Here is a 13025-nt window from a genome sequence, read left to right as displayed (position 1 = left end):
CGGATAGGGGGCATCTCCTCAGTCGATGCTGCGAAAGGTGTGGGGAATATCGGGATCAGCCGGAGTAACACTCGCCGAAGAGGAGACCGGTGGCGCGCCGGAATCCTGTATATCAGTACCGGCTGCACCTGAAGGGAAGGCAACGCGTCTCCCTTCTCCTGCAAGAAAGATAAGACAGATTAAGCCAAGGGCAAGCCCCTCAACTGGTGAGTCGATAGGAGATAGTCGATGGTCGATAGGAGATCAACCTCAAACTCAACCTCAACCTGGGGCACTACGCATACTCTTTTCTTCTCTCTTATCGCCAATCAAGCATGCGCACGGCGAGGGCTGTTTTTGCTGATTCTTCGGCTAGCTCTGCCAGGCTTTGCGCGTCTTCCAGGGTTTTTCCGACGGCTACGAGACCGTGAGCCTGAAGGAGAACGAGATTAATAGCAGGATTGCGGAAGGCTTCGATCACCCCGTCTGCCAGCTCATGCGATCCGTCCTCGAATTCCGGCACAACGGGCATTTCCGGGAAATTCCTCCGGGCCTGCAGAGTGAGCAGGGGAATCGCGATCCCCCGGACGGCAAAGGCGGTGGCGTAGGGTGCATGGTAGTGGACGACGCCTCCCACATCCGGGCGCTCCCGATAAATTCCGAGATGGAACCTTAGCTCTTTGGTGGGTGCGCCCTGTCCGCCCACCGTCACGCCTTGTCCGTCAAGAACGAGTATGTCGGGTGTTTTAAGGCTATAGAGTGACCTGCCGCTTGGTTTCACCATATAAAATGTCTCCCAGCGCATGCTGATATTGCCCCCGGTACCGGATTGCAGCCCCAGCTTCACCGCGCGGCGGGCTATCCGGATCATCTCTTTTCTCGGTTCCTGAAATTCGCATAATGGCTCTCGGGTCTTCATAGGTTTAATGATTCCTTTCTTTTCAATGGCAATTTGCGCACGACAGGGATGGCCTCACGGTTTTTGACCGCTCCTGTCTGACGCCAACCGTCGGGGCGCGGGAAGGAGAACCAATTCCCGGTTATATTTCTCTTTCTCCTCGACAGGGCTTAATATCCAAACCATAATATATGTTGGAATACCCTGTCAAAAGAAATCCCTCCGGTAATATCCCGAAGATATCCCGTCCCATCGGGGACACAGGAAGTGGTATATCACCTTTTTCGCTATAGGGTTGACAGTCTCGCGGGTTTCATCTATCATTATTCATTCTTCAGGAGGCTCAGATGAACGAAAATGAGAAATTGGTATTTGATGCGGCAGCAATGATCGAGGGTAAAAAGAAACTTACCTGCGCGGATGCATGTAAGTTGTCGACTGAGCACAATATTTCCCTTAAGGAGATCGGTGAGATCTGCAATCAGCAGGGGATCAAAATAACTTCATGCGAGCTCGGCTGCTTTAAATAATGAAAGTAATCGTGGTGTCAGGGGCACGCTCCAACGTGGGGAAAACGCACCTGGCCCACGCATTGTGTCAGCTCCTGCCCGGAGCAGTACCGGTGAAAATCGGCCACCATCCCCATAAAGCACATAAAGCAGGAAATTATTATCCCATGGGAACCGGTTTTTCGACCCTCTCCACCATGCATAGGGACGCGCGGTTTCTCATAATCGAAAGCAATCATATCCTCGAAGAGATCACACCAGAATGCACGATTTATCTCGCAGCAGATGACCCCAAGCCCTCGGCCCGGCTCGCCATGGAGAAGGCCGATATCATCAGGGGTATGCCCGTTCCGGATTCCAAGATTTCCCTCCTCGCGACGCGGCTCGAATGCGAGGAGGCAATGATTCGAAAAATAGTCGAATTGGCAGGAGCAACAATCAGTTAATCATATTTCGTCGTGTTCGATCAATTGAATGGTCACCCTATCCCCCGCCCTTACCTTCACCTCTGATTCCGGTATGATAATGAGACAGTTCGCATCACTCATGGAGCTGAGTACGGATGATTTTTGGCTGCCCGTCGTGGTGACGTAAAACTGGTCGTTCCTGATAGTGAAACGGCCTCTCAAAAAATTCGTCTTCCCTGCCTGATGTTTCACATCTTCTTCGAGGATAGCGCTCGCAACCGGTTTATGTATTTTTTTCGCGCCCATCAACTTCAATAATGCGGGGCGCACGAATTGCATGAATGAAGTCAGGGTCGAGACCGGATTACCGGGCAGGCCGAACACCAATTTATCTCCTGTCTTTCCAAACGCGCAGGGTCTTCCCGGCTTCACATTTACCCATTCGAACTCCATTTCCACTCCAAGCTCGGAATATATCTCCTTTACAAAATCATATCTTCCCATGGACACGCCGCCGGTCGATATGACCACGTCCGATTTCAGGGCCTCGAGAAAAATTCCCTTGCCATCCTTTACCGTATCCTTCACGATGCCGAGATAGGTCGGAAGGGACCTGTATTTTCTCGTCTCCGAGTATAAGGTGTAGGCGTTCACGTCCCTGATCTGACCGATCTTGATCTCCTGGCCTATATCAGCCAGCTCATCTCCCGTCGAGATAATCGAGACAGTCGGCCTTTTGAATACTTTCACCATGTTGCGGTTTTGCGACGCGAGAATACCCACCCCCGCGGAATTAAGCCTGTCCCCTTTGCACAGGACCGTGTCTCCCTTCCTGATGCTCTCTCCCGCGAACCTGTAGTTATTGTATTTGGTCGTTTCATGGAAGATTCTGACAATGCCGCCCTCTTCCGCGGTGTCTTCAAATTTGACAATCGCATCAGCCCCCTTCGGGACCGGCGCACCGGTCATGATCCTGATGGCTTGTCCTGCTGAAACTTCTTTGTCCAGAAACGCCCCGCCTGCCTGGACTTCACCCGTAACCTGGAGCTTTACGGGCTTGTCCCTTGACGCGCCCAGGGTATCCGCGGCAATCACCGCATAACCGTCCATGGCGGAATCATCGAGGGGAGGGACCATTATGTCCGATACGATATCCTCGAAAAGCACACGGTTGACTGCCTCCATAATAGGGACGGTTTCACTGCCCAATGGACGGACCGCGTCCAGAATGATTTTCAGAGCTTCTTCAACGGAGACTGTAGATTTTCTTTCTTCCATGGTCATTCCAATTTTTATTGATTTTATAGAAAAGATAGGCCATTTTTTCCTGCCCCTATCAGATCTGCCTATAATAAAAGGGGTTTTACCCTCTCGATCGTCTGCTCCGCATCTAATCCGGCATTCCGCCCTCATGCAGGTGCGTATTATACCACGTTTCGGATCTTTGCCCGCTCAAGTCGCGCTACTGTAACGATAAAGGTATCCCTCTCTCCCGTATTCTCCGCAGCAAGACCGTGAGTGCCTTCACCATTTAATTTTCCTCGCAATGGCTAACAGTATCAAATAAAAAGAATGGTGTCAAGGGCATAAAGGAAAACTTTCACAAACATCCCGCGGCGCTGTGCTCCGACCCCCGGAATCGCTACTCCCTGCGCTCATGGTCACCCTCACCTTTCTCTCATATAAACCGTCGACAGGTCCGCTGTCCACGCCTGCGGTACAGGTAAGCAGAGGGAGAATATTCGGAATGAGGGGCGGGTTTGTACGGACCTTACCATTATTAGTATATACGGGTGGGTTAGTATAGACGGAGTGACTTTCCATCGTCGCCGACCAACCTGCATGAAACGATTCATATGCTCCTATAGCCTGGTCATTTCACGGCGCTGGTCAGCACCAGGAGCAATGGGATCAGGCGCGCCTGATCCGCTGCGGGTTGGTAAAAATCGTTGCCTTGCCCTCCCGAACCGAAGCACAAAGAGTGATGCCGCAATGTGAGGCGGCATCCAGCGCAAGCGATGTCGGGGCGGAGACGGCGAGGATGATCTCGATACCCGCGAGGCTGCACTTGGAGACCATTTCGAAACTGACCCTGCCGGAAAGCACGGCGCCGCAGCCTACGGACGTTTTTCCCTCAAGCAGTATTTTCCCGATGGCTTTGTCCAGTGCATTATGCCTGCCGATATCTTCGGCAAATGAGACCACATCCCCCCTGCCGTCGAATATGGTGATCCCGTGGGTCCCTCTTGTTTTGTTGAATACTTCCTGCCTCTCTCCCAGAGATTGCATCACGCGCTCAATTGTCTCAACATCGATGAGAAGCGTGTTTCCCACCTTCGGCAGGTCCGCAATCCTCTCCTTCATATCCGTGCTTCCGCACATGCCGCACGAGGAGACGACGAGCATGTTCCGTCCGGGTGTACCCGTCTCATTTGCCGGTGGGCTATTGAGCCGCACCCGCATCATTTCCTCGAAATCGATGCAATCCGCGAGGAGAGCAATATCCCCTACTCCCTTGATAATCCCCTCTGAAAACATAAAGCCTACGGCCATGGCCCTTCTGTCGCCCGGACTGCAGAGCACGGTGTACGAATCTACCCCTTCGATATCTATAGTTAAAGGCGCTTCGACAGCCACTCCGGCGGTTCCTTCGATCCATGGAGTATCGGAACCGGACGTGGACAAGCGCAAAACATCGACCTGAGTCAGCGATAAAACAGTCATTTCACAAAAGCTCCCTTTTTACTTAATTGATAAGAGAAAGTCGGTATAAAGTCAACAAAATTTCATGTCGACCCCTTCAGGATGAACCCCACGCGCCGGAGGCACATTCTCTCTCATTTGATCTATACGAGCTAGTAATTGGCGCTATGCCCCAGGGAGCCCCTTTTCGTTGCCACTCCCGGGTTACGCTCGATGAATTTGGGTTGTATCGCTTCCTTGGCCCCCGGACGGCGATTTTTGAGTTGATCCGAAAGTGGTTGGAAGACGACTATACGATCCGAAGCGCTTCCCGTGTTTTCCCCGGCCATCTAAGGCCGGTGCCGGCAGCCTCCCAAAGCTCTGATATTATTCGTCTTTTGCTACCTGTGAATCGGTTTATCTTTGGTGGTTGACAGCTATAGATTGATCTGATAAATTTAAATATATTCCGAATAATTCGTGAGATAAGTCCTGTCTATCCCCTACTCACAGGACGGACAGGATTAGAGGATTTGATTTGTGAAGCCAATTCACAACGGTTGCCTCAGAGGGAAAATAACCTGTTATTTGAGAGCCATGGAAGGGATGATTTTATCTTGTGAATTTTTTCATCTTTGGCTCTTGACAGGTTTAGAGCAATTTGTTAAACTTGACTACGATATTGGAAAATCTGAATAGTGAAGTGAGCCTGCGTGACCGGTAATTTGGCTGCGGAGATGCGAGGAGGGGCGAGAGGACTTAATTGTGAAAGTCCTTCACAAAATGTGGACCCTATGGCAAATCATTTCGGGAAGCCTACATACGCGGCTGAAACTGCGGGCCGCGGAGATAGATATTTAAAGGGGTAAAACATGAGATACGGAGAAACAGGGTATAATCTGGAGATCGATTTAGCTACAAAAAACATTGAACGGGTGGAGACCGACCCTAAGCTGCTGGAAACCCATCTCGGAGGTCTCGGCACCAGCGTAAAGCTCCACTGGGACCGCGTGCCCGCTGAGACGCAGGCCTTTGACGACGAGAACCTGCTGATATTCAGCTCCGGTATTCTCAACGCCACCCCGGCCTTCAGCGCGAACCGCACGGTAGTGACCTTCATGTCCCCCCAGTCGGGGCTCCTCGCCTACCCCATGATGGGCGGGTTCTGGTCAGCAGAGCTGAAGTACGCGGGGTATGACAAGGTACTCTTCCGCAACAAGTCGCCCGATTGGGTCTACATCTGGATCAACAACGACAAGGTAGAGATACGTGACGCCCGCCACCTGAAAGGCAGGGGCGCCCTCGAGACCCAGGACCTCATCAGAAAAGAGCTCAACTGCCCCAACGCCCAGGTCGCGGCCATCGGTCTTGCCGGAGAGAACAGGTGCTTCACCGCCTCCATCGAGCAGGGCAGGTCCTCCGCCAGCAGGTTAGGCGGCGGCGCGGTCATGGGAGATAAGAAGATCAAGGCAGTGGCGGTACGGGGCACGAAAGACATCAACCTCGCCAGGGGCGAAGAGTTCCTCCAGCACATGCGCGACATGATGGCCTATATCAATTACCGGAACACGAACCCCATCCCCGACGTCATGACCATCCTCTCCGGTATCGGCTCTCCCCAGGAGATGGTCCATACGGACGAGAAGTGGCACACGGAGAACTTCATGTGGGGCAACGCCCGTACGAGAAGAAGGGGATTCTGGGATGACACCATCGCAGAGGAGTGGCCGAAGACGCAGAAGGAAGGCATCAAGCGCCTCATCAGCTGCTTTAACTGTCCCCAGCACTGCGGCGCGCTGATCTCCTATAAGGATACCCCCCGCTACATGGCAAAATGCTTCGGCAAGCTGACCTATGCCATGGCTTCCTATGTAGATACCATGGACTTTGCCTGGAAGACCCTCCAGAGGGCGACCGAATACGGGATGGACTCCTTCTCGACCCCCCAGATCATCGCCTTCGGCATCGAGCTTTATGATGCCGGCATATTAACCGACAAAGATTTCGACGGAGCCCCCAAGGATAAAGAGGGAAGGTTCCTCTGGCTCCTCGACCGGGTTGCCCGCAGGGAAGGCATCGGAGACGTGCTCGCCGACGGCGTCTACTATGCGGCCCGCGCGATCGGCAACGGCGCGGAGGCATTCGACCACAATACGATCAAGAGGCATGAGCAGCTCCCTCTGAAGCTCGGGACCCTCGATCCTCTCTACTTCCTCATGTATGCCACCAACGAGAAGATCAGCATTACCCAGATCGAAGGGAACTGGCCCCAGGCCGCCTTCCCCACGAGAGAGCAGAGAGAGGCCTTCGTAAAAGAATGGCCCCAGCTTCCGAGCGAGCACATGAAACAGTACCTCCTCGACTGGGAGCCCCGAGGCGAGATGGGCATCCCCTATTTCCCCACCGCCGACATGTGCAGTGAGATCGTCGACTGGATGGAGATGCTCCACAACATCGACGACGCCTGCTGCGTATGCGCCGGCATGTCCTCCTTCTGCTTAAAGCCCCCCTACCACATTCACAACTACCCGAAGATCATCTCGGCAGCAACGGGACTCGATCTCGATGAGGCAGGGCTCAAGAAGATCGTCAATCGGAGCAGAAACCTCCACAGGGCCGTCAACAACAGACGGGGCATGAGCCGCAAAGACGAGAAGCCGCCTGTAGACCACTGGAAGAAGAGATTCCCGGAGCTCGAGCAGAACCTGCTCTCCACCTACTATAAATTTAAAGGCTGGAATGATGACGGCATCCCCACCAGGGCACGGCTCGAAGAGCTGGATCTGGGTTATGTTGCCGAAGACTTAGAAAAGAGAGGGATATTGAAAGATGGCCAAGATTAAGAAGAAAATTAAAACAATCAAGGTTGATGCGGATAAGTGCAACGGTTGCCGGGGATGTGAGATCGTCTGCTCCGCCTTTCACTCTACGCCGAAATACAGCGGGATCAACCCGGCGCGCTCCCGCATCCAAATCATCCGTCATCCCATAAAGGACATATGGCTTCCCGTCTTTGCGGGTGAATATGCCCCCGCCGAGTGCATGGGCAGAGACAAGTACATTATCGACGGCAAGGAATATGAAGAGTGCGCCTTCTGCAGGGCCGCCTGCCCTTCGAGGGACCTCTTCAAGGAACCCGATTCAGGCCTCCCCTTAAAGTGCGACATGTGCGAAGACAACCCGCCTCTCGAGAAACCCATGTGCGTCCAGTGGTGTATCAACGACGTGCTTACCTATGAAGAACGGGAAGAGGAGGTCGAGGAGCAGGTGGAGATGGAAGCGGTGGAAGCGGGATTAGGATCGCTCATCGATAAATACGGCGTCGAGAAGGTAGTGGACGCAGCGGCCCGGATGACGCAGAAGGATTAAGAAAACCCGAAAGAAAAGGATAAAATCGTGGAGACTGTAGCCCCATTCAAAGAGGTAATAGACGAGATAAAAGAAAAAGGTGGAGACGCCGTCAAGTTCTGTTATCAATGCGGAAAATGCGATACCGTGTGCCCCTGGAACCGGGTGAGAAAGTTCAGCATGCGCAAACTCATTCGAGAGGCCACATTCGGATTGAGCGAGATAGAGCGTGAAGAGATCTGGCGTTGCACCACCTGCGGAAAATGTCCTCAGCGCTGCCCCAGGGACGTAAAGCAGATCGATGACATGATATCCCTGAGAAGAATGGCCACGGGATACGGTGTCTTTCCCGCCCCCGTCAAATCCGTAAAAACTATAAGCGCAGGCCTTGCTCAACAGGGTAACCCTTTTAATGAAGACAGGAATACAAGGGCGGCCTGGGCGGAGGGACTCAACGTAAAACCCTTTGCCGAGGGCATGGATGTATTATATTTCCCCTGCTGTTACACTGCCTATGATCCGAGACTAAAGAAGGTGGCGCAGGCCACGGCGAAGATACTCACCAAGGCCGGGGTCAATTTCGGCATACTCGGCTCCAAAGAGAGCTGCTGCGGTGAGAGTATCCGCAAGACCGGCAATGAGCAGATGTTCGTAAAACTGGCAAAAGAGAACATTAAGAACTTTATCGATAGCGGGGTTACGAAAATACTGGTCTCTTCCCCTCATTGCTATCACACCTTCAAGAACGAGTATCCCCAGTTCAGGGTGAACTTTGAGGTCGTTCATATCTCCGAGTATGTATCGGAGCTTCTGAACGAAGGAAAACTTCAGGTCCTTAAAGAATACGGAAAGAAAGTTACCTACCATGATCCATGTTATCTCGGCCGTCATAACGGCATATATGATGCTCCCCGGGACGCGCTGAAGAAGATACCGGGCCTGGAACTGAACGAACTGCCTGAAGCACGGGCAGATAGCCTCTGCTGCGGTATGGGGGGAGGCCGGGTCTGGATGGAAACGGAAAAGCATGAAAGATTCTCCAACCTCAGAGTAGAACAGGCTATAGAGCTTGGGGCCACGGAACTTGTTACCTCCTGTCCCTATTGTATTACCGCTCTCGAGGACAGCAGGCTCGTCCTCAATCATGCTGACGATATAGAGGTTAAGGACATCACGGAGATTCTCCAGGAAGTAATTTAGAGAACGAAGAGATGAGGTGAGTGAAAGTGGAAAATGTAATAGTCTTAAATGAGAACATTCAACAACTTCGTAAAAGTCTCAGTGACCGAAATTTTGGAGACGTAATGGTTGTTGGCGGAGGGATCAGCGGTATTCAGGCTTCTCTTGACCTTGCGAACGCAGGCTTCAAGGTCTATCTGGTCGAGAAGGGTCCGAGTATCGGGGGCCATATGGCCCAGCTTGATAAGACCTTTCCGACCAACGACTGCTCCATGTGAATACTCGCACCTAAACTGGTCGAGGTCGGCCGGCATCCAAATGTAGAGGTACTCACCTATACTGAAGTGAAGAGTGTAGAGGGGGAGTTAGGAAATTTTAAGGTAACCCTTACAAAAAAGCCCAGGTACATCCTGGAAGACAAATGCACGGGATGCACTACCTGTGTTGAGTATTGTCCCGTGAAATACCCTGATGAATTTAATCAGGATATTTCGAATAATAAGGCGGTTCACATCTATTTCCCTCAGGCGATCCCGCTCGTTGCGTATATCGATGAAAGCTGTCTTTATCTCAAAGAAAAGAAATGCCGTATCTGTGAAGCGGTGTGCGAGAATAAGGCGATAGATTTAAAGCAGGAGCCCGAGAACGTTGACATCAACATAGGCGCCGTCATTCTTTCCTCAGGCTTTGACCCCTTTGACCCGAAGGTCAGAGAGGAATATCACTACGGAGATTTTCAGAACGTCATCACCAGTATGGATTTTGAGCGTCTCCTGTCTTCAACGGGGGCATACCAGGGCGAGATACTCCGTGGGTCAGACCTGAAACATCCCAAAAAACTGGCTTGGATTCAGTGCGTCGGTTCGAGGCAGGTGCTCGAGGGCGGCAACAGCTACTGTTCGGCGGTCTGCTGCACCTATACTCAAAAACAGGTCATCCTCACAAAAGATCATCATCCCGACTCGGAGTGCACCATTTTCCATAACGACGTCCGTGCCTACGGAAAAGATTTCGAGCGCTATTACCAGAGGACGGAAAACCTCTCCGGTGTCCGCTTCTTCAGAAGCTACACGTCGATAGTACGTGAAGATCCCGTTACCAAGAACGTGTTCGTGCGGTATTCTACCACCGACGACGGGGTAAAAGAGGAAGAGTTCGATATGGTCGTATTGTCTATCGGTCTCAATCCTCCGAAGGATGCACTCGAATTTTCGAATAAATACGGTATTGAGCTCACTGACCACGGCTTCTGTAAGATCAGCGAGATCAATCCCATGGAAACGAACAAGCCCGGCATCTTCGTGACCGGAGCGTTCCAGGGTCCTGTCGATATCCCCGAGTCCGTGTTCAGCGCCAGTGGGGCCAGCGCCCAGATTGGCGAGCTCCTCGACTACAGGCGTGGAAATCTCACCAAGGAGAGGATATACCCGGAAGAAAGGGATGTCTCCAAGGAAGAGCCGCGAATAGGCGTCTTCGTCTGTCACTGCGGGGCAAACATCTCCGGCGTGGTAAGTGTCCCCGACACGGTTGAATACTGTAAAACCTTGCCCAACGTGGTCCACGCGCAGAATCAGGTCTTTTCATGCGCCACCAACTCTGCGAGGGAGATAACGGACATCACGAGGGAAAAAGGACTTAACCGGGTCGTGGTAGCCGCGTGTTCTCCAAGGACTCTCGAGCCCCTATTCAGGGACACCCTTCGTGAAGCTGGAATTAACCAGTATTATTATGAAATGGCAAACATCCGGGAGCACAACTCCTGGGTCCATCAAAAAGAAAAAGAAGCAGCCACTAATAAGGCGAAGGATATCATCCGTATGTCCGTTGCCCGGGCATGCCATCTGGAGCCCCTGCAGGAGTTCGATCTCCCCGTAGATAAAAGGGCGCTCGTAATCGGCGGCGGCGTGGCAGGCATGAACTCCGCCCTCTCGATCGCAAATCAGGGACATGAAGTATACCTGATAGAGAAGGACAGGGATCTCGGAGGAATCGCACGGAAGATCCATTCTACCCTTGAAGGTCTCGATGTCCAGGCTTACCTGCGCGAGCTGGTGACGAAGGTCTATCAGCACCCCCTCATTCACGTGTATGCCAATGCCACCATCAAGGCAGCTACAGGCTACATCGGAAATTTCGTCACCACCGTGAAATCCGACAGGGGAACCACCGAGATTAAACATGGTGCGGCCGTTCTCGCCATCGGCGCGGACGTATATACCCCTACCGAATACCTCTATGGTCAGGACGACAGAGTCATGACCCACCTCGAGCTCGAAGCTAAGATCGCAGAAGGCGACGAAAAGGTAGTCAACGCTCAGAGCCTTGTCATGATCCAGTGTGTGGGCTGTAGAAACGAAGAAAGAAATTACTGCAGCAGGATATGCTGCAGCGAATCAGTAAAGAACGCTTTGCTGCTCAAAGAGAAGAATCCGAATATGGATATATACATTCTCTTCAGGGATGTAAGAACCTATGGCCTCAGAGAGGATTTCTACCGTGAGGCAGCAGGTAAAGACATACGTTTCATCCGTTACGAGCCTGAGGATGCACCCCAGGTAGAGCCCGGCGAGGCAGAGGACGGCAGGTCTGTCCTCAAAGTGACGACCACCGATTACATCCTCGGCAAGAAAATAGAGCTCGATGCTGATGTCCTTGCCCTGGCTGCTGCAGTGGTGCCCTCCGCGTCTACGAAAGAAATCGCGGGACTCTTTAAGGTGACCTTGAGCCCGGACGGATTTTTCAAAGAGGCTCACGTGAAGTTGAAGCCTGTAGAGTTTGCCACGGACGGTGTCTATCTGTGCGGGCTCGCTCACTATCCGAAGTTCTTGCAGGAAACCGTGAATCAGTCTTATGGAGCGGCAGGCAGAGTCCTCACCCTCCTTTCCCACGATACGGTTGTCGCCTCGGGATCGGTATGTGAGGTCGACGAAGATAAATGTGTCTCCTGCGGGGCGTGCATTACCGCATGTACCTACGGCGCAATCGATTTTTATGAAAGCCCGAACGGGAGAAAGGCTCGCGTAAATCCTGTACTCTGCAAAGGCGATGGCCTCTGCAACACGAAATGCGCAACAAACGCAATCGTTCTCAAACATTTTACCGATGAAGAGATTTTGACCGAGATCGACGCGGCCGTTTCAGATGAAGAGATATTGAAACAAATCGATACGGCGGTGGGAAATGTTTAGACCCAATCGAGTAAATAGGCCCGGGGATAGCTGGGACTACAGGCAAGGAGGTGAGAAAGAATGAGTACAGGACTTAAATTTAAACCGAAAATAGTAGGTTTTGTCTGTCATTGGTGAGCGTACGGCGCTGCTGACCTGGCTGGAGTTTCCAGACTGCAATATACATCAGAGATGAGACTTATTCGTGTAATGTGTTCCGGTCGAGTTGACCCGGCATTTGTACTCCGGGCTTTCTCAAAGGGAGCGGATGGGGTGTTTATCGGCGCCTGCCATCTGAGCGAGTGTAACTACATAACTCATGGAAATTACCATACACTCAACATGGTGCTTCTCATGAGGAAGATTCTCGAGCACATGGGCATTAATCCTGAAAGATTAAGGATGTCCTTCATGTCCGGAAGCGAAGCAAACGTGTTCGTCGAGAGCGTGAATGATTTTGTCAAGACAATTAAAGATTTAGGACCTCTGGGCGGTATCGAGGGATTGAACGAAAAGGCGTTGAAATTCAAACTGGATACAGTGACGAAACTTATTCCCTACATCAGGCTCGTGGAAAGGGAAAGGTTGAGAACGCCTGTGATGTCCGAAGAGGAATATTATAAGTTTTTCGCCAGTGAAGAGTTGTCCCAGCTCCTTAACGAAACGATCGTGGAAAAACTCGCAATCGGCCAGATCGTCTCCCTTTTAAAGGAAGGACCTCTTACCACCAGCGAAATCGCTCAGGATCTGGGTATGACCCCGTCCGAGGTATCGAGGCATCTGAGCAGCTCATCACGGGCGAGACTGGTCAGGTTCGATGAGAATCTCAAGCGCTATGCAATTGCGTAAGGGTCTA

The 13025-nt window shown here is 52.1% G+C and carries 10 protein-coding genes; 7 read left to right on the top strand and 3 right to left on the bottom strand.

Features of this window, described 5'->3' with window-relative positions:
- Nucleotides 1-298: 298 nt before the first annotated feature.
- The gene (locus VGJ94_10040) at nt 299-898 is read right to left on the bottom strand and encodes a class II aldolase/adducin family protein (GenBank protein ID HEY3276949.1); all 600 of its coding nucleotides are present in this window, start codon (nt 896-898) and stop codon (nt 299-301) included.
- Between the two features lie 326 nt (nt 899-1224).
- Between VGJ94_10040 and VGJ94_10035 the strand changes: the two genes are divergently transcribed.
- Both VGJ94_10035 and VGJ94_10030 read left to right on the top strand, forming a co-directional pair.
- The gene (locus tag VGJ94_10035) at nt 1225-1407 is read left to right on the top strand and encodes a hypothetical protein (protein HEY3276948.1); all 183 of its coding nucleotides are present in this window, start codon (nt 1225-1227) and stop codon (nt 1405-1407) included.
- The gene (locus VGJ94_10030) at nt 1407-1832 is read left to right on the top strand and encodes a hypothetical protein (protein HEY3276947.1); all 426 of its coding nucleotides are present in this window, start codon (nt 1407-1409) and stop codon (nt 1830-1832) included. Before VGJ94_10035 ends, VGJ94_10030 begins: the two co-directional genes overlap by 1 nt.
- On the opposite strand, the gene glp is transcribed toward VGJ94_10030, so the two are convergent.
- Both glp and fdhD read right to left on the bottom strand, forming a co-directional pair.
- Nucleotides 1833-3071, bottom strand: a complete 1239-nt coding sequence (gene glp, locus VGJ94_10025; protein ID HEY3276946.1) for a gephyrin-like molybdotransferase Glp — start codon at nt 3069-3071, stop codon at nt 1833-1835.
- A 633-nt stretch (nt 3072-3704) separates the two neighbouring features.
- Nucleotides 3705-4517: a formate dehydrogenase accessory sulfurtransferase FdhD gene (gene fdhD / locus VGJ94_10020; GenBank protein ID HEY3276945.1), complete on the bottom strand. Its 813-nt coding sequence runs from the start codon at nt 4515-4517 to the stop codon at nt 3705-3707.
- A gap of 830 nt (nt 4518-5347) precedes the next feature.
- Here fdhD and VGJ94_10015 point away from each other — a divergent pair.
- The 5 genes from VGJ94_10015 to VGJ94_09995 are packed head-to-tail and all read left to right on the top strand — an operon-like array spanning nt 5348 to nt 13018.
- The gene (locus VGJ94_10015; protein ID HEY3276944.1) at nt 5348-7318 is read left to right on the top strand and encodes an aldehyde ferredoxin oxidoreductase C-terminal domain-containing protein; all 1971 of its coding nucleotides are present in this window, start codon (nt 5348-5350) and stop codon (nt 7316-7318) included.
- Entirely contained in the window at nt 7305-7844 is a 540-nt protein-coding gene (locus VGJ94_10010) for a hypothetical protein (protein ID HEY3276943.1), read from the top strand. Before VGJ94_10015 ends, VGJ94_10010 begins: the two co-directional genes overlap by 14 nt.
- Before the next feature lie 27 nt (nt 7845-7871).
- On the top strand, nt 7872-9023 hold the full coding sequence (locus VGJ94_10005) for a (Fe-S)-binding protein (protein HEY3276942.1): 1152 nt from the start codon (nt 7872-7874) through the stop codon (nt 9021-9023).
- A 38-nt stretch (nt 9024-9061) separates the two neighbouring features.
- Complete coding sequence (locus VGJ94_10000; protein ID HEY3276941.1) at nt 9062-12190, top strand: FAD-dependent oxidoreductase; 3129 nt, start codon at nt 9062-9064, stop codon at nt 12188-12190.
- A gap of 60 nt (nt 12191-12250) precedes the next feature.
- Complete coding sequence (locus VGJ94_09995) at nt 12251-13018, top strand: hydrogenase iron-sulfur subunit (protein HEY3276940.1); 768 nt, start codon at nt 12251-12253, stop codon at nt 13016-13018.
- The last annotated feature ends 7 nt before the right edge of the window (nt 13019-13025 follow it).

The organism is Syntrophorhabdaceae bacterium (genome assembly GCA_036504895.1).
Classification (GTDB): domain Bacteria; phylum Desulfobacterota; class Syntrophorhabdia; order Syntrophorhabdales; family Syntrophorhabdaceae; genus PNOM01.
Note: the sequence above shows the minus strand (reverse complement) of the source record. Positions and strands in the feature narration are given on the sequence as shown.